We start from the raw sequence: 17,171 nt of genomic DNA, 5'->3' as shown, positions 1-17,171 counted from the left end.
ACCCCACGGCATCGCAGCCCTCAGGCGCGGATAGAGTCCGCACCATGGACAAAGTCGTCTCCACACCCCAGGAGGCCATCGCCGGGATCAGCGACGGAATGTCGCTCTCGGTCGGCGGCTTCGGCCTCTGCGGCATCCCCTCGGTCCTCATCGCAGCGATCCACGACGCCGGCCTGACCGATCTCGAGGCCGTCTCGAACAACTGCGGCGTCGATGACTGGGGGCTCGGGCTCCTGCTGCGCGACAAGCGGATCCGCCGCATGGTCAGCTCCTACGTCGGCGAGAACAAGGAGTTCGAGCGGCAGTACCTCTCCGGCGAGCTCGAGGTGGAGCTGACACCGCAGGGCACGCTCGCCGAGCGGCTGCGCGCCGGCGGCTCCGGCATCGCGGCCTTCTTCACGATGACCGGAGTGGGCACGCAGATCGCCGAGGGTGGCCTGCCCTGGCGCTACGACTCCGACGGCGCCGTCGCGGTCGCGTCGCCGCCGAAGCAGACGCAGGAGTTCGAGTGGATGGGCGAGACGAAGACCTTCGTGCTCGAGAAGGCCATCACGACCGACTTCGGCCTCGTGCGCGCCGCCAAGGGCGACCGCCACGGCAACCTCGTGTTCAACCTGTCGGCCCGCAACTTCAACCCGCTGTGCGCGATGGCCGGCCGCGTGACCGTCGCCGAGGTGGAGGAGCTCGTCGAACCGGGCGACCTCGACCCTGACGAGATCCACCTGCCCGGCATCTTCGTCCAGCGCGTGCTGCCGCTGACTCCCGAGCAGGCCGCCGAGAAGCGCATCGAGCGCCGGACCGTGCGCGTCCGGACCGAGGTCGGCCCGAACGGCGGCTCGGACAAGCCGTCCGAGCCGGGTTCCGGCGCCGGCAGCGAAACCCCCGCGACCGACAGCAAGGAGTCCTGAGCCATGGCCCTGACCCGTGAGCAGATGGCCGCCCGTGCCGCGGCCGAGCTGTCCGACGGCGCATACGTCAACCTGGGGATCGGGCTGCCGACCCTCGTGCCCAACTACATCCCGGACGACGTCGAGATCGTGCTCCAGTCGGAGAACGGCATCCTCGGCGTCGGCGCCTACCCGATCGACGGCGAGGAGGACCCCGACCTCATCAACGCCGGCAAGGAGACCGTCACCCTGCGCAAGGGCGCGGCGTTCTTCGACTCGGCGACGAGCTTCGGGATGATCCGTGGCGGCAAGGTCGATGCGGCCATCCTCGGCGCCATGCAGGTGTCGGCCGGCGGAGACATCGCCAACTGGATGATCCCCGGCAAGATGGTCAAGGGCATGGGCGGTGCGATGGACCTCGTCCACGGCGCCAAGAAGGTCATCGTGCTCATGGAGCACAACGCCAGGGACGGCTCCTACAAGATCGTCCAGGAGTGCTCGCTGCCGTACACGGGGCGCGGCGTCGTCCAGCGGATCATCACCGACCTCTGCGTGCTCGACGTCACCGACTCGGGCCTGGTCCTGCGCGAGCTGGCGCCCGGTGTCGCCGAGGACGAGGTGCGCGAGAAGACCGAGCCCGAGCTCACCGTGGACCTGCAGCCTGCCCCGACCCACGGCTGACTGCTACGCGCGCGACGGCGCGGCCCTGCCGAGAGCGGGGCTGCGCCGTCGCGGCATTCGAGCAGGGATTTTTACCGACGTCAGTCATTCCACGAACCGGAGACTGACGCATTTGCTGTGAATTCGGCCCGGAGTGGCACGAATTCCGCGAACTGCCTTTGCGATGGGTGGGAGTAATGGGACATTTGGGGCTGAAGTAACCACCCGACCCAGGAGACGCCGTGCGCCTCATCCCCACCTCCATCGCCGTCGTCGCGCTCACCGCCGCGTTCGTCGTGACACCCACGGTGACCTCAGGCGCCACCCCGCGCCCCGTCTCCCCCTCGGTTCGCGAGGTCTCGATCCCGGCAGTCGCCGGGGTCAACGCGGGCAACAAGGACCGCACGGCAGCGCCGTCAACCCCCGGCGCGACGGCCTCGGGCACCGACCGGCACGGAGCCGGCGACCCTGTCGTCGCCTCGACGCAGGTGCGCGACGTCGACTTCGACCTCGCCGGCGTGACCTTCGACCGGACGCCGCCGGCGGGGACGCACATCGAGGTGCGCACCCACGGTGACGCCGGCTGGTCGGAGTGGACCGACCTCGAGCTGGACGGCGACGGCCCCGACCCGGGCTCCGCCGACGCGCGTCACGCCCGTCCGGGCACCGATGCCGTCGCGGCGGCCGGGTCGGACGCCGTCGACATCCGGGTCACGACTCCCGACGGCTCGGTGCCGTCGGGCATGCGCGCCAGCCTCGTCGACGGTGGCGAGTCACCAGCGGACGACAACGTCGGCACCCCGGGCGGCTCGGCCGTCGCCGCCGTCACGCGACCGACCATCATCAGCCGCGCCGAGTGGGGCGCCGACGAGAGCCTGCGCACGTGCGACGCCGAACAGCTCCCGGGCTTCAAGGCCGTCGTCATCCACCACACCGTCAACTCCAACACCTACAGCGCCGACCAGGCCGCCTCGATCATCCGCTCGATCTACGCGTACCACACGAAGAGCCAGGGCTGGTGCGACCTCGGCTACCAGATCCTCGTTGACCGCTTCGGACGCGCCTACGAGGGCCGCAAGGGCAGCACGACCGGCTTCGTGCAGGGCGCCCAGGCCGGCGGGTTCAACGCCGAGACGACCGGTATCTCGGTCATCGGCGACTTCACGTCGGTCCCGTTCTCGTCCGCGACGCAGAGCACCGTGACGAAGCTCGTCGCGTGGGAGGCCGACCGCTCGCTCATCGACCCGACGTCGACCGTGACCCTGACGTCCGCGGGCAACTCGAAGTTCGACCCCGGCGAGCAGGTGACCCTGCCCCGCACGATCGGGCACCGCGACCTCAGCCTGACCGGCTGCCCCGGCGACACGGCATACGGCACGCAGCTTCCGACGATTCGCACCAATGCCGGCACCATCTGGCGCGACGGGCAGTGGGACCCGCTGCCCGCCGACCCGGCCGCGGAGACGTACACCCGCCCCGCGTCGTCGACGTTCGACATGGCGGGCCGCGGCTTCGGGCACGGCATCGGCATGTCGCAGTGGGGTGCCTACGGCGCCGCCACGAAGTCGCTGACCTGGCAGCAGATCCTCGGCTTCTACTACCCCGGCACGACGCGTGCGAGCCAGGGCGACCCGACGCTGCGCGTCTGGCTCTCGGCGGTCGGCACGACAGGCACACAGTTCTCGAAGCTGAGCGGGCTCGTCGTCAGCGACGGGAAGCGCACGTCGAACCTGTCGAGCACCTACCGCTGGCGGGTCGTGCCCGAGGGCAGCACCGTGACCCTGCAGGCGAACTCGGGTGCCGGATGGTTCCCCGCGACCAACTGGCGTGCCTCGACGCTGCCGCTCACCGTGAGCCGCCCGTCGACGTCCGCCGTGCGGGTCCTGCTCCCGAGCGGCGCCCAGCGCGAGTACTCCGGCTCGGTCCGCGTCGTCAACGTCTCGGGCCGGGCGTATGCCGTCAACGTCCTCGGCTTCGAGCGGTACACCCGCGCCGTGGCGCCGGTGGAGATGCCGGCGAGCTGGCCGGCCGCCGCCCTGTCTTCGCAGGCCGTCGCGGTCCGCACGTACGCGGCGAACTCCCGGGCATCTGCCGGGACGCGCGTCTACGACGTGTGCGACGTCGCGTGCCAGGCCTACAAGGGCGTTGCCGACTACAGCGCGTCCGGCACGTTGATCCGACGCTACGAGGACACCCGCTCGACGAACGCCACGGCGGCGACCACGGGCACGATCCTCACCTACAGCGGCAAGCCCGCCTTCACGCAGTACTCCTCGTCGAACGGCGGGCGCAGCGTCCAGGGCTCGACCGCGTACCTGCCGGCCAAGGACGACCCCTACGACGGAGCCGTGCAGTCGGCGTCCAACCCGCACTCGTGGACGCGGACCCTCGAGGCGTCGGCGGTCGAGAGGGCGTACCCGTCGGTCGGCACGCTGCGCTCGATCGGCATCGGCTCGCGCACCGGGGGCGGCGGCACGGGCACGTGGGGCGGCCGGGTCGTCTCCGTCATCGTGACCGGTTCGGCGGGCACGACGACGGTCAGCGGTGACGCGTTCCGCACGAAGCTCGGCCTGCGCAGCACGTGGTGGACCATCACGTCGGCACCGGTCCGGTCGGCGTCGTTCTCGCCGAGGGACGTGACGGGCGAGACGCTGCCCGACGTGATCCTCCCGGCCGGCTCGGCGCTCAAGACGGTGTCGTACACCGGCACGATGGGCTTCACGACGAAGCAGATCCTCGGGGGCGGCTTCTCCGGCATGCGCGCTGCCGCCGGGGTCGGTCCCTGGAGCCAGGACAGCCTCGGCGACGTCGTCGCCATAGACGGGAGCGGCACCGCCTGGTACTACCCGGGCCTCGGTGCGAGCGGCCTCAACGCCGGTCGCTACCGGCTCGCGACGGGCTGGGGCTCGGTCAACCTCGTCGTACCCGTCGGCGACTGGGACCGCGACGGTAAGACCGACATCGCGACCCGGCTCACCGACGGCCGCCTCGTCCTGCACCGGGGCGACGGCACCGGACGCATCGTGTCGAGCGCCCAGTTCGGCAGCGGGTGGGGCGGCATGCGCCAGGTGACGTCGGGCGAGTTCAACGGCGACGGCATCCGCGACCTGGTCGCCGTGCGCGCCTCGGACGGCGCCCTCGTCCTCTACCCGGGCAACGGCACGGGTGGCTTCCGACCGGCCGTCGTGATCGGCTCGTCCGGCTGGAGCTCGATGAGCGCCGTTCGCGGCATCGGTGACGTCACCGGTGACGGGCGTGACGACCTGGTGACCCGCCGCGCGAGCGACGGGGCGCTGCTCGTGTACCGCGTCCAGGGCGCCGCACGGCTCACCGCCCCGCTCCGGGCGGGCACCTATGCGTCGACGGCGGCCTGGGGGCAGTAGGCCGACATCGGCAGTCCTGCTAACGTCCCAGTGATCGTGACCTACCAGCAGGAGGTGAGACCCGTGAACGCAGTTTCCACACTGGGTGCTCCCCTGAAGCCCACGGTTCCGCGACTGACGTAGTCGCCCCCGGGAGCGCCCGACCGGCACTTCGCGAAAGGCGACTCCCATGAACGCAACACCTTCTTCACCAGAGCGAGCCCTGGTTCTCGCGGGCGCCGGAGCGGCCGGCAACGCGTGGGAGCTCGGTCTCATCGCCGGCCTGTCCGATGCCGGCGTCGACCTCACCGCGGCCGACCTGATCGTCGGGACGTCGGCAGGATCGACGGTGGCTGCCCAGATCACCAGCGGGACACGGCCGGCGGAGCTGTATGCCGCCATCCTCGCCGAGGTGCCTGCGCGACACGCCGGAGACGCCGGACCGGGCAGGGGACGCGGTCCGAGTGTGTCGGGGCCGAGCTACCTGGAGTGGTCGAACACGCTCATCGGTGCCGCCGAGGATGCGTCCGACATGCGCCGCAGGATGGGCGCCGCGGCACTCGAGATGGATGCGTCCGACGGCTCGGGTCAGACGCGCTGGCGCGAGATCGTCGCGGCCCGGCTCCCCAGGCACGACTGGCCGCCCCAGCCTCTGCTCATCGCGGCGGTCGACGCGCACACGGGTGAACCTGTGGTGTTCGACCGCCACAGCGGGGTCGAGCTGGTCGACGCCGTCGCGGCCAGCACCAGCAACGGATTCGCAGGAACGTACAGGATCGGCGAGAACCGGTACATCAACGGCGGCTACCGACGCAGCGAGAACGCAGACCTGGCGGCTGGATACGGGCGGGTCGTGGTGCTCTCGCCATTCGGCGGCAGGTCGCGGATGCCGCGGGAGTGGGGCATGGATCTCGCGACCCAGGTCTCCGAGCTGCGTGCCGGGGGCAGCAGGGTGGAGACCGTCTTCCCGGACGCCGGCGCGGGTGACGTGTTCAACGCCAAGGCGTCGGATCCGGCAACGCGACCGCAGGCCGCGCGAGGTGGCTACGACCAGGGCCGAGCCCTGGCCGAGCGGCTCGCCGAGACCTGGCGCTGACGCCGGTCCGGTCAGCCGAGGCTGGCGATGTGCTCGATGAGGCCGGTCGTCGACACTGACGGGGTGCGCGGCAGGTAGACGACCTCGCAGACGTCGCCGACCCAGTCGAACTTGCCGGCCCAGTCGTCGCCCATGACGAGGACGTCGGCACCGTGCTCGAGGATGTAGTCGCGCTTCAGCTCGAGGGACTCCTCCACGAAGACCTCGTCGACGACCTTGAGCGCAGCGATGATCTCTAGGCGCTCGTCCTGGTTGAAGACCGGCGGCCGGCCCTTCTTCGCGACGTTGAGGGCGTCGGCCGACACTCCCACGACGAGACGGTCGCCGAGCGCGGCGGCGCGCTGGAGCACACGGACGTGGCCGACGTGGAACACGTCGAAGGTCCCGAAGGTGATGACGGTCCGGTTGCTCACTGTTCTCCTAGGGCAGGCAGGACGGGGTGGGAGACCCACCTCGTCGTTCAGCGAGGGTACCGGTCGGCGTGCTCAGCCACGAGCCAGCGACGCCTCGGCGGCCCGCACGGCCTGGGCCAGCGTGGTCTGCGCGAGGCCGCTGCCGTCGCTCACGGGCCCTCCGTCGAGGACCGCTGCGGCGATGGCCTCGGCGTCGAGCGGCGCGATGACGACACCCGCCGGTCGCGGCGCCGAGTCGCTCGCGACGACGGTCGCGCCCGCTGCCTGGGCCTCGCGGACGATGACGGAGTCGCCGTCCCAGCTCGTCGGGCGCAGGAAGGTGCCGACCCGCGCAAGGACGGTCGAGACCTCGTCGGGGCTCGAGTCGAAGGCGACCGTGAGCCACGGCTCGGCCTCGGCCAGCCGTCGCAGGGCCTCGACCGCTGGGGTGTCGTTGCCGTAGGCGAGGACCGTCAGGGTCGCGTCGAGCCACCGCTCGCGCACGAGCCGGGTCACCTCGACGCCGAGGTCGGCGTTGTAGTGCGGCAGGCCGGCGTTCGTCGACAGGGCGAGGGCGTGCGGCTCGCGCTCCACGGAGCTCGGCACCGGCGCGGCGGACGGGTCGAAGGGCGTGACGACCGTGACCCGCGAGCGCAGGGCCTCGGGCAGGATCGTGCCGATCTCGTCGTTGACCGCCCAGATCTCGTCGTATGCGTAGAGCGCCAGCACGAGCGCCCTGCGTCGCCACCACGGCATCCGGGCGACCTGACCGCCGGTCGAACCGGAGTGCAGGACGAGAACCGTGCGCCCCCGCAGGAGCGCGAAGGCCGGGGCGAGCAGCATCGCGCGCCACAGACGCGTCAGGTGGAGCAGGTGCACCGCGCGGTGGGCCAGCCGGGGCAGCATCGCCGCCGCGCGCCGCGCCGAACCGGTGTCGACGTAGTCGACGGTCAGGCCCTCGGCGCGCAGGACCGACGTGAGCTGGTGGTGGCTGGTGCGCACGCCGCCGACCTCACCGTGCTCCTGGGCCCACTGGAGCACCGGGAGCGGCTCTGGCGAGGGCGCGGAGGCGGCGCGTTCGGCCATCAGTCGAGCCTCGAGCTGGCCAGCACGCCCAGCAGGTGCCCTCCGGCGGTGATGACGATGAGCGGCACCATGGCGACGACGAGCACCTGCGTGCCGAGCAGGTCGCCGTGCACCGCGTCGACGACCGCCGCGACGAGTGCGAGCAGCGAGGCCTCGACGGCGACGAACGCGCGGAAGATCGGCAGGTAGTCGAAGGCCCGGCGCAGGGCCGCGACGCCCGACGCCTTGGGGCGGGCCGTGCCCTCGACGTCCTCCAGCGGCGGCCGGCCGGTCTTGGCGCGGGCCACGTGGACGAGGTCGGTGAAGGCCTTGTTGAGCAGGACGCCGACGGCGACGAGCAGGCCGAGGACGGTCCAGCCGCCGACCTCGCCGGGAGCGGACAGGCTCCAGCCGTCGGCCCGCAGGCCGAGCGCGACCGGGATGGCCCCCTCCGTGACGTAGTGGCCGATGCGGTCGAGGTAGATGCCGGCGGGCGAGAAGCGCTGCCTCCAGCGGGCGACCTCGCCGTCGGAGCAGTCGAGCAGGATCTGCAGCTGCATGGCGATGACGGCGACGACCGGTCCGACGAGTCCCCCGAACGGGATCGCGAGCGCCCCGAGGAGACCGGTGAGGATCATCAACCAGGTGACGCCGTTGGGCGTGATGTGCGTCGGCAGCAGGGCACGGGTCGCGTAGATCGACAGGTGACGGATGTAGAGCGCCCCTGACCAGTGCTCCGCGTTGTAGCGGGCGATGTGCTCGGGCGGCTGCGCGACGTCACGCAGCTCGGCAAGGCTTGGACGGTCGTTCGTCGGATCATGCGTCACGAGGGCCCATCCTGCCGCGTCGGGTCGTCGGTCACGGCATCGGTGCCCGCGCGTCGCACGCTCGGCCCCGGTCGGAGCACGGCACGCCAGGCGCGGGCGGACTCGGCGGCATACACGATGAGGAGCAGGACCGCGCCGACGAGGAGCGGTACGGCGGGCCGGTCGGTGAAGCCGCCGATGACGGCGAGCAGGACGACTCGGCCCTCGACGCCGAGCGTCGCCCGGACGAGCCGGAGCGGTGCCCCGCGGCCGGTCTCGCGCAGCCGGTAGACGTTGTCGTAGACGTGCCAGCACACGGCAGCCAGCCAGGCGAAGGCCGCCGCGCCCGCCGCGGGGTCGCCGCCTGCGGCGAGGAGCAGCGCCGCCGCCTCGACCGCGATCAGAACGCCGGGCACCTGCCAGGCCAACCGGCCACGGCCGGTCGGGCGCGGCACGACGGCGAGGTCGACGAGATGCTCCAGCGTGGGGTCGGGCCGGTCGGCGCGGAAGCCGTCACGCGAGGCGACGGCCTTGGCGAGGCGTCCGACCTGGGTCCACGCCAGGGCGATGGCTGAGGCGACCCCGAGCGCCCACAGCAGGAAGGCGGGGCTGAAAGTCAGCAAGCCCACCGACATGACGAGGTACCGCTCGGCGATCGGCAGGTGGAGCACCTGCTTGACGTCGCGCACGAGTCGTGCGCGCGCGGCGGGGGCGACCGGCACCGTCGTGCGCGCACCCGACGGCCCGCCGTCGCCGGGCACGTCCAGCGGCAGGGCCGTGAGGGGCCGCTTGGCGCCGGCGTGCTGGCGCATCGCGTAGGCGAAGTCCTCGGCGTGCCGCACGGCGAGGAGCGCCAGCACGACGATGGCGAGCCACCACAGGTCGCCGCCGCGCCGGACCGAGACCCAGGCGACGGCCGCAACCATCGTGAACTCCTTGACCCGGTCGCTCACCGCGTCGAGCCAGCCTCCGAGCGCGCTGTAGCGGCGGGTGAACCGGGCGATCTCGCCGTCCACGCAGTCGACGACGAGAGAGGCCTGGAGGAGGACGGCCGCGAGCACCCACGTCCACCGCGCGTCGACGGCTGCGAGCCCGCAGGCGGCGAGCCCGAGGAGCAGGCTGACGAACGTGACGGCGTTGGGGCTCCAGCCCCGCCCGAGCCCGTAGGCCGTGAGGCGGCGCGAGAGCGGACGGATCGCGTGGGTCGAGAAGACCCCGTCGTTGCCGCGCGACGCCGCGCGCAGCCGTTGCTGCCACCCCGAGCCGGTCGCACCGGGGCGCTGCTCGTGGCCCCGCTCGACGGTGACGTGCGGCAGGGACACCGCCGACACGCGGACCGTCGCGTCGCGGACGATGGCGAGGAGTGCGAGGTCGAAGGCCTGCATGCCGGGCTCGCGTGCCGACTCGCTCGCTGCGGCCGCACGGAGCAGCCCCGCGACGTGGGCGCGGTCGCGGCCGGCGACGCGCAGCACCCCCACGGCATACGCCGTCGGGCTGCTGACGACGTGGCGGACGGTGCCGACGGACGCGACCCGCCGGGGCGCCCCGTCCACGCGGACGGGCGCGAGCCCACCCTCGGCGGGTTCGGCCTCGTCGCCGCGCAGGTCGCGGACCCGGCCGTCGACGACGGCGGCGTGGGTGAGGTCGCGTGGTGCGTCGAGGACGTCGAGGAGCGCGACGGGACTGATCCGCACGTCGTGGCTCACGAGGACGAGGGGGCCCGAGGCATTGGGCGCGCCCGCCGTGTCGGCCGCGGCCAGCAGCGCGCTCGGGACGTCGGGCGTCTCGCCGGCGTCGTTCGCCCGCCTGAGGCCGAACGGCTCCAAGGACTCCAGCAGGTCGGTGGCCGGGTGGCCGCCCAGGACGACGAGGTCACCACCGGCGGACCCGCCGTGCAGGGCGCGGGCACGAGCGTCGCCGACCAGCGGGCGCTCGTCGAGCCTCACGAAGCGGCGTCCGCGTCGGCGTCGGCGTTGTACTGGGCGATCACCTCGCCGATGGGCCCGTCACCCTTGAGCTCGCCCGAGCGCAGGTAGAGGCCGCGCTCGGAGAAGCGCCGCAAGTCCGGCTCGCTGTGCGACACGAGGAAGAGCGTCTTGCCGCCCGAGAGCATCGACTCCATGCGGGTGTAGCACTTCTCGCGGAAGGTGCGGTCACCGACGGCGAGCACCTCGTCGACGAGGACGACGGGTTGGTCGAGCGTCGTGATGAGGGCGAACGCGATGCGGACCTGCATACCGGAGGAGAAGTGCCGGAAGGGCATGTCCATGCCCGCCTGCACCTGCGGGCCGGCGAAGTCGACGATCTCGTCGTAGCGCTCGTCGATCTGTCGCTTCGTCAGGCCGTGCAGGCCCGCCGCGAGGTAGACGTTCTCCCGGGCCGTGAGCTCACCGAGGAACCCGCCGGTCAGCTCGATGAGCGGGGCGACGCCGCCACGCACCCTGGCGTAGCCGGAGTCGGGCAGCATGACGCCCGCGATCATCTTGAGGAGCGTGCTCTTGCCGCTGCCGTTGCCGCCGACGAGACCGACGGCCTCACCGCGCCCCACGTCGAACGAGATGTCACGCAGGGCCCAGAAGGTCTCGGTCGTCGCCCCGCTCTGGCCCTTGAAGACCATCTCGCGCAACGACATCCGCCGACGCCGCGAGCGGTAGAACTCGATCCCGAGGTCCCGGACCTCGATCACCGGCTTGGCCATCAGATCTCCTTGAGCACGGCCGGCTCGAGCCGCTTGAAGACGAACGCCCCGATGAGGAGCAGAAGCACGGTGAGGATGCACGCCGACGCCACCGACAGCAGGTTCATCTCGCCCCGGAAGAAGCCTGAACGGAACAGCTCGAGGATGCCGCTCATCGGGTTGAGGGCGAGGACCGTCTGGAGCGTGCCCGGCGCCATGTCGGCGCTGTACAGCACGGGCGTGGCGTAGAAGCCGAGGCGCAGCGCGATGCGCACGACGCGAGCCATGTCGGTGACGAGCACCGTGATCGGCGCGAGGATCATCCCGATGCCGACCGAGAGCAGGAAGGTCAGCGCGAGCGCCACGGGGATGAGTACGAGCGTCCAGTGCAACCTCGTCTCGCCGGTGATGAGGTAGTACAACGTGAAGGCGATGATCACCGGCAGCGTCAGGACGAACTCGATGCCCTTGGCGAGCACGACGCGCACGACCCAGAGCTCGCGGGGCAGGTTGGCCGATCGCACGAGACGCGACTCCGACAGCAGGGCCCGCGAGGTCTCCGCCATGTTGGAGGCGAACCACTGCCAGAGGAACAGGCCGGTCACGAGATGCAGGAAGTAGGGCTGGTTGCCCGTCTGGCGCGCCTGGAAGATGAGCGTGAAGACGATGAAGTAGACGAGCGCCATGAGCAGCGGGTCGAGCACCGTCCAGACGTAGCCGAGCACGCTGCCGGCGTAGCGGACCCTGAGGTCACGCTCCACCAGGGTGCGCAGCACCTGACGTTTGGCCATCAGGCCACGGAACTGGGACACGCCGATCATGCGGGCAGACCACCTTCTCCTTCGTGCTCTCAAGGCCTCTGCGGTCGAGGGCCGGTTGGGCGCTCCCCTGCCCGGTCCGAGCCGAAGTCTAGGGGTGCGCGCCGAGTGCCGCGTCCAGGCTCACGTGCCACGCACGCCACGCGAGGCGGCCGGGACGGGGGCTGGCGGGGTCAGGCCTGGTGCATCGCCCGCTCCACCCGGGCCTCGATGAGGTCGGTCGAGGCCTTCACGAAACGGGCCGTCGCGGCCCCTGGTGTCGTGTCCCCGAAGTAGTGGCGCACGACCTCGGCGCGAGCGTCCTCGGACGCCGACATCGCACCGTCGAGGACGCCGACGATGTCGGGCGCCTGTGACGCGGTGACCATCGGCACGCTCGTGTTGAGGCGCGTCGGCTCGACGTCGGCGTACGGGCTCGCGGGCTGGGTCAGCACGAGCGGCTTGCCCGTCGCGAGCCAGTCGAGCGCGACCGCCGAGATGTCGGTGACGCACGCGTCGAGACGGGCGAGGTGCCAGCCGAACGCCGTCTCCGTGTCGACGAGGTGACCGGCCGACGGGTCGGCGTGGTTGGCCTCGGCCACGAGGCGCGTCAGGTGTGCCGACGCCGAGCCGTATGCCGGGTCGAACGTCCCCGAGCGCGGGTGCGGCCGGTAGACCACACGGAACCGGCGGTCGGCGAGCAGGCCCGTCAGCAGCGCCGCGCCGTGGGTCGCGATCGAGCCGTAGGCCATGCTGCGGCGGTCGCCCTCCCAGGTGGGGGCGTAGAGGACCGTCGTGCGACCGTCGTCGGGCAGCGAGGGAGCGTCATACGTGACGTCGGCCTGCGGCCGGCCGATCTCGACGGCGCGCGTCGCGACGTCGAAGTCGACGAGTGCTCCCTCGAGCCGCTCGGCGGCCGCCTGGCCGGCGATGAACACGCGGTCGTACGCCTTGAGCTGGTTGGAGGCCATGTACGACTTGTCGCTCTCGCCGTGGCTGACGAAGACATGGGCCGGCTCGGCGAAGCGCAGCATCTGGAAGTTGCGGACGTTCTGGTTGACGTAGAGCACGAGGCCGATCTCGTGGTCTGCCATGAACCCCTCGATGTCGGTGACACGTGGGCCGTGGAAGACCGGCAGCGGGCACTCGTCGAGCAGGATGTTCGTCGTCTCGGGCATCCGGGAGATGACGACGACGGGCTGCGTCTTCGCGAGCTCCTGCAGCGGGGCGTACCACTGTCGGATCTGGTAGAGGTTGACCGGCTCGTCGGAGAAGTAGACGGCGCACCGGAACGGCGCGTCGGTGCCCGGCTCGAGGCCGGTGCGCGCGAGGCGTTCGGTCAGCCTGCGCTTGGCCACCTGCCGCCGGACCCACTGCCGGGCCAACTGGCCGACCACCTTCGCGTTGTTGAGCACCGTTCGCCGTACCTTTCCCGTGCGCGCCGACGTCGCGTCGTCGCGGTTGTCCGTCCGGGCCGCCCGATGGGCTGTCCCGCTGGGCGGCTCCAACGCCGCACCCGCGCGTTCAGCGCTTGAGCCGGCCCGGGCTCGTCAGGAACCCTATGCCCCACGACCAGTGCATCGTCGCGAGAACGAGCGGGGTGGCCGCCTTGGTGGCCGCTGCCTCGCCACGGCTGATCGCGAGCCCACCGGCCGTCACGCCGGCGGCATACGCGGCGGGGACGACCCACGCCGGGGGCCAGGCGAAGCCGAGCAGGGTGGCCGCCGTCGTCACGCCGACCATGGTCGGCGGTGCGAGGTAGCGCAGGTTGATCGTGCCCTCGTGGTGACGCGAGACCACCCGGCGCCACCGGCCGTAGTGGAAGTACTGCCTGGCGAGGGCCGGGACCGAGGCGCGGGGTCTGTAGGTGACCTTGAGGTCGGGCGTGAACCACACCTTGCCACCCGTCTCGCGGATGCGGTGGTTCATCTCCCAGTCCTGGGCCCGCGCGAAGTGGGCGTCGTAACCGCCGACCCGCTCGAGGGCGCTGCGGCGGAACACGCCGAGGTAGACGGTGTCGGCGTCGCCGGCCTCGCCGCCCGTGTGGAAGCGCGAGCTGCCGACGCCGATGGGGCTGCGCATGGCACAGGCCACGGCGCGCTCGAACGGGCTGGTGCCGCGCGCGTCCATGATGCCGCCGACGTTGTCGGCACCGACCCGGAGCAGCTCGGCGACGGCGACGCTGATGTAGTCGTTCGGGATCTCGGCGTGGCCGTCGACGCGGACGATGATCGCGCCCGTCGACGCGCCGATGGCCGCGTTGAGCCCGTCGGGCGTGCGACCCGACGGGTTCGGCACGAGCCGGACCCGGGGGTCGGAGGCGGCGACGTCGGCGGCGACCTCGTCGGTGCGGTCGGCGGACGGGCCGAGCGCGAGCACGACCTCGAGCGGACCGGCATAGTCCTGCTTGAGGATCATCGCGACGGCGTCACGCAGGTGCCGTTCCTCGTTGAGCAACGGCATGATCACGCTGACCGCAGGCTTGGGGTCAGGGGTCATGTCCACACTGGCGTCCTTGTCGTCGGGTGTCACGAGATGGAGCCCGACTCCCCATCCGAGCGGCGCCCAGCCTACTTGAGTGCCCTCCCGTCGTGGCGCGGCACCCGGGGGTCCGGCGCCTCCGGCAGGGCCGGGTGCGGCCTCGCACCGTCGTAGGCGCCGGACCGATCGGCCACGCAGACGCCGGCCGACCGTGCCGCGTCAGGCCACCGACGGGGCGTGCTCTGCCACCCACTGCTCGATCCCTGCGGCGTCGATCGGCAGCCCGCTGGACAGGACCTCGTGCGCGTCGTCCGTCACGAGCAGGTCGTCCTCGATCCGGACGCCGATGCCGCGCAGCTCCGGCGGCACGGTGACGTCGTTCGCGTGGAAGTACAGCCCGGGCTCGACCGTCATGACCATGCCCGGGAGCAGCGGCGCACCCATGTACTGCTCGTACGCGGACGAGGCGCAGTCGTGGACGTCGAGACCGAGGTGGTGCCCGATGCCGCACACGATGTAGCGACGATGCTGCTGCCCAGTGGGAGACAGCGCCTCGTCGACGGACACGTCGAGCAGGCCCCAGTCGTGCAGGCCGCGGGCGATCACCTCCATGGCGGCGAAGTGGAAGTCGGTGTACTGCACCCCCGGGCGCACCTGGGCCATGCCCGCCCGGTGGGCGCGCTCGACGAGGTCGTGGACCTCGCGCTGGACGGGCGAGAACCGGCCCGAGGGCGGGACGGTGCGGGTGACATCGGCCGTGTAGAGGCTTCGCGCCTCGACGCCGAGGTCGAGCAGCAGTGTCGCGTCGGGGAGGACGGGCCCGTCGCAGCGCACCCAGTGCAGGGTCGGCGCATGGGGGCCCGAGCCGACGATGCTCGAGTAGCCCGGCCCGTTGCCGTGCGTGCGCGCGTGCCGGTCGAACGTGCCCTGCAGCCAGCGCTCCCCGAGCCCGTGCACGGCGGCGGGCAGCTCGGCCACGACGGCAGCGAAGCCGGTCACGGTGTCGTCGACCGCTCGACGCAGCTGCTCGACCTCCCACGCGTCCTTCACCATCCGCAGGTCGGACAACGTGGCGGGCAGCCGGCCGTCGAGGACGAGCCCGTGGGTGTCGACGACGTCGCGGTCGACACTCGACGTCGCCCGGGCCCCGCGGCACCGGCCGAGGGCGGTGGGGAGGTCGGCCACGGGGACGACGTCGAGTCCCAGCGCCTCGCGCCAGGCCTCGAGGTCCGGCGAGGGCCCGACCCACAGCTCGCCGTGCAGGGCGTTGCCGTAGAAGCCCGGGTCGCCCGGCGGCGCGGGCGGTGGGACGTAGAGCGTGGCGTCGTGGCCCGTCCCCGAGGCGCGCAGGACGAGGGTCGCGCCCTCCACCTGGCAGCCCGTGAGCCAGACGAAGTCGCTGTCCGGGCGGAAGGCGTACGCGGCGTCACCGTTGCGCACGGGAGCGACCCCCGCGGACACGACGACGTCGTGCCCGGCGACGCGTTCGCCGAGACGACGCCGGTGTTCCGCGGCCGCGGCCGCCGCGCCCTCGGGAAGCGCGGGCTCGACCCGCTGGGCAGCCCACCCGCGCCCGATGGAGTCGGCGAAGCCCGGGGCCTCGTGCAGTCGCGGTGGCCGGGTCCCGGCATACGGGGGCCGCGTCGTCGTGGTCATCGTCGTTCTCCTCCTCGGTCGCGCACCAGCTCGCGCAGGTGCGTCAGCACCCGGCCGCTGCCGATGCCGTCGTGCTCGAGCTCGTTGGTCACCCAGGCCTGCGACGAGCCGACGCGCGAGAGCGTGTCGAGCTGGAGCTGGGCGTCGACGAACATGTCGTCGTAGTAGACGGCGGCCGCCAGGGGGACCTCGTTGGCGGCGAGCCGGTCGAGGTCGTAGAGCCGTGACCACCGGGGCCTCGCGGCGAGCTCGTGGACCGCAGCGGCGAAGGGCCGCAGCACTCGCACCTGCTCGAACATCCACGGGAAGGCCATCTCGCCCGTGAAGAGCAGCGGTCGCCGTGCGGGGTCGAACTGCGGCCGGCGGTCACGCTCCTGCTGCGCCGCCCAGCCGATCGGCCCGTTGTCGCCGTCGCCGTAGATCGACTCCTGGAGGGTCCAGAAGAGCGGGTTGGCCGCGGACGAGGAGCGGTTCAGGCACTCGGCGAGGAACCCGGTCCCGAGCCGTCCGGGCCGGGTGAACGCCTTCTCGACGAGCCAGTGCAGCCGCTCGAAACCGGGCTTCATGCCGAGGTCGATGCCCAGCGCCTGGAAACGCTGCACGGTCAGGGTGTCGCCGTCGGGCAGCACGACGTCGCCCTCGGCGAGACGGTCGGCGACCGCCGCGACGGCGTCGACGTCCTGCGGGAAGCGTCGGTAGTACTCGGCCGTCTTGGCCTCGACCCGCGTGAAGGTGCGCCGGTAGACCTCGGCGGCGCTCGGGGGCGTCCCGGGCATGCCGCCTGCGACGTAGCACGCCGCCAGGCCCTCGGGTGCGTGGCTGAGGTACGCCAAGGTGATCCAGCCACCATAGCTCTGCGCGAACGTCGTCCACCTCCGCCCGCCGTACACGGTCCTGCGCACGTGCTCGAGGTCGCGGACGATCGAGTCGGCGCGGAACCGCGCCAGGTGGTCGGCAGCCGCCTCGGCGTCGGGGAACGCCGCGAGGTCGGCCCCCTCGAGCGGGGTGCTCCGTCCCGTGCCGCGCTGGTCGGCGAGGACGACGCGGTACGTGTCCAGCGCCTCGTCGAGCCAGCCGCTGCGGTCCACGGGACGCGGGCACTCGCCGCCCGGTCCGCCCTGGAGGTAGACGAGCAGGGGCAGGTCGTCGGTGCGCTTGTCCGGGTCGACGAGCTCGCGGACGAAGACCTCGATGGACGGGCCGTCGGGGTGGTCCCAGTCCAGGGGAACCGCGACCCGCTGCTCGCGGGCGTGCAGTCCTGGCAGGTGGTACTCGACGGTCTCGGACACGGG

The 17,171-nt window shown here is 72.1% G+C and carries 14 protein-coding genes; 4 read left to right on the top strand and 10 right to left on the bottom strand.

Annotation, left to right across the window (positions count from 1 at the left end; genetic code table 11):
- Nucleotides 1-44 precede the first annotated feature (44 nt).
- The 4 genes from ACFQU3_RS05300 (at nt 45) to ACFQU3_RS05285 (ending at nt 6,005) form a co-directional block, all read left to right on the top strand.
- On the top strand, nt 45-908 hold the full coding sequence (locus ACFQU3_RS05300) for a CoA transferase subunit A (protein ID WP_385907492.1): 864 nt from the start codon (nt 45-47) through the stop codon (nt 906-908).
- A gap of 3 nt (nt 909-911) precedes the next feature.
- Nucleotides 912-1,568: a CoA transferase subunit B gene (locus ACFQU3_RS05295; RefSeq protein ID WP_385907490.1), complete on the top strand. Its 657-nt coding sequence runs from the start codon at nt 912-914 to the stop codon at nt 1,566-1,568.
- A gap of 221 nt (nt 1,569-1,789) precedes the next feature.
- Complete coding sequence (locus ACFQU3_RS05290; RefSeq protein ID WP_385907488.1) at nt 1,790-4,930, top strand: SpoIID/LytB domain-containing protein; 3,141 nt, start codon at nt 1,790-1,792, stop codon at nt 4,928-4,930.
- A 169-nt stretch (nt 4,931-5,099) separates the two neighbouring features.
- Nucleotides 5,100-6,005 (top strand): patatin-like phospholipase family protein, encoded by a 906-nt coding sequence (locus ACFQU3_RS05285; RefSeq protein WP_385907486.1) that lies wholly within the window; start codon nt 5,100-5,102, stop codon nt 6,003-6,005.
- Nucleotides 6,006-6,016: 11 nt separating this feature from the next.
- On the opposite strand, the gene ACFQU3_RS05280 is transcribed toward ACFQU3_RS05285, so the two are convergent.
- The 10 genes from ACFQU3_RS05280 to ACFQU3_RS05235 all read right to left on the bottom strand — a co-directional run bounded on the left by ACFQU3_RS05280 (nt 6,017) and on the right by ACFQU3_RS05235 (nt 17,168).
- Complete coding sequence (locus tag ACFQU3_RS05280) at nt 6,017-6,418, bottom strand: adenylyltransferase/cytidyltransferase family protein (protein WP_385907484.1); 402 nt, start codon at nt 6,416-6,418, stop codon at nt 6,017-6,019.
- 72 nt (nt 6,419-6,490) lie between these two features.
- Entirely contained in the window at nt 6,491-7,483 is a 993-nt protein-coding gene (locus tag ACFQU3_RS05275; RefSeq protein ID WP_385907482.1) for a glycosyltransferase, read from the bottom strand.
- Nucleotides 7,483-8,289, bottom strand: coding sequence for a CDP-alcohol phosphatidyltransferase family protein (locus tag ACFQU3_RS05270; protein WP_385907480.1), 807 nt, complete (start codon nt 8,287-8,289; stop codon nt 7,483-7,485). Before ACFQU3_RS05270 ends, ACFQU3_RS05275 begins: the two co-directional genes overlap by 1 nt.
- Complete coding sequence (locus ACFQU3_RS05265) at nt 8,286-10,214, bottom strand: DUF5941 domain-containing protein (protein WP_385907478.1); 1,929 nt, start codon at nt 10,212-10,214, stop codon at nt 8,286-8,288. Before ACFQU3_RS05265 ends, ACFQU3_RS05270 begins: the two co-directional genes overlap by 4 nt.
- Nucleotides 10,211-10,966 carry an ABC transporter ATP-binding protein gene (locus tag ACFQU3_RS05260; RefSeq protein ID WP_385907476.1) on the bottom strand — a complete coding sequence of 252 codons (756 nt, stop codon included), beginning with the start codon at nt 10,964-10,966 and terminating at the stop codon, nt 10,211-10,213. Before ACFQU3_RS05260 ends, ACFQU3_RS05265 begins: the two co-directional genes overlap by 4 nt.
- A complete protein-coding gene (locus tag ACFQU3_RS05255; RefSeq protein WP_385907474.1) occupies nt 10,966-11,766 on the bottom strand; it encodes an ABC transporter permease in 801 nt (266 codons plus the stop codon). The genes ACFQU3_RS05260 and ACFQU3_RS05255 overlap by 1 nt, the downstream gene beginning before the upstream one ends.
- Before the next feature lie 170 nt (nt 11,767-11,936).
- Nucleotides 11,937-13,157: a CDP-glycerol glycerophosphotransferase family protein gene (locus tag ACFQU3_RS05250; protein ID WP_385907472.1), complete on the bottom strand. Its 1,221-nt coding sequence runs from the start codon at nt 13,155-13,157 to the stop codon at nt 11,937-11,939.
- Nucleotides 13,158-13,266: 109 nt separating this feature from the next.
- Nucleotides 13,267-14,241 (bottom strand): glycosyltransferase family 2 protein, encoded by a 975-nt coding sequence (locus tag ACFQU3_RS05245; RefSeq protein WP_385907470.1) that lies wholly within the window; start codon nt 14,239-14,241, stop codon nt 13,267-13,269.
- Nucleotides 14,242-14,442: 201 nt separating this feature from the next.
- The gene (locus tag ACFQU3_RS05240; RefSeq protein ID WP_385907468.1) at nt 14,443-15,879 is read right to left on the bottom strand and encodes an aminopeptidase P family protein; all 1,437 of its coding nucleotides are present in this window, start codon (nt 15,877-15,879) and stop codon (nt 14,443-14,445) included.
- Nucleotides 15,876-17,168 (bottom strand): alpha/beta fold hydrolase, encoded by a 1,293-nt coding sequence (locus ACFQU3_RS05235; protein ID WP_385907466.1) that lies wholly within the window; start codon nt 17,166-17,168, stop codon nt 15,876-15,878. The genes ACFQU3_RS05240 and ACFQU3_RS05235 overlap by 4 nt, the downstream gene beginning before the upstream one ends.
- Nucleotides 17,169-17,171: the final 3 nt, after the last annotated feature.

This window comes from Terrabacter sp. GCM10028922, assembly GCF_042666095.1.
Classification (GTDB): Bacteria; Actinomycetota; Actinomycetes; order Actinomycetales; family Dermatophilaceae; genus Terrabacter.
Note: the sequence above shows the minus strand (reverse complement) of the source record. Positions and strands in the feature narration are given on the sequence as shown.

Bases quoted from the DNA above. Each gene is read 5' to 3' on its own strand.
- ACFQU3_RS05275 (WP_385907482.1), bottom strand. From the start codon at position 7,483: ATGGCCGAACGCGCCGCCTCCGCGCCCTCGCCAGAGCCGCTCCCGGTG.
- ACFQU3_RS05245 (WP_385907470.1), bottom strand. From the start codon at position 14,241: ATGACCCCTGACCCCAAGCCTGCGGTCAGCGTGATCATGCCGTTGCTC.
- ACFQU3_RS05295 (WP_385907490.1), top strand. From the start codon at position 912: ATGGCCCTGACCCGTGAGCAGATGGCCGCCCGTGCCGCGGCCGAGCTG.
- ACFQU3_RS05240 (WP_385907468.1), bottom strand. From the start codon at position 15,879: ATGACCACGACGACGCGGCCCCCGTATGCCGGGACCCGGCCACCGCGA.
- ACFQU3_RS05300 (WP_385907492.1), top strand. From the start codon at position 45: ATGGACAAAGTCGTCTCCACACCCCAGGAGGCCATCGCCGGGATCAGC.
- ACFQU3_RS05260 (WP_385907476.1), bottom strand. From the start codon at position 10,966: ATGGCCAAGCCGGTGATCGAGGTCCGGGACCTCGGGATCGAGTTCTAC.
- ACFQU3_RS05255 (WP_385907474.1), bottom strand. From the start codon at position 11,766: ATGATCGGCGTGTCCCAGTTCCGTGGCCTGATGGCCAAACGTCAGGTG.
- ACFQU3_RS05285 (WP_385907486.1), top strand. From the start codon at position 5,100: ATGAACGCAACACCTTCTTCACCAGAGCGAGCCCTGGTTCTCGCGGGC.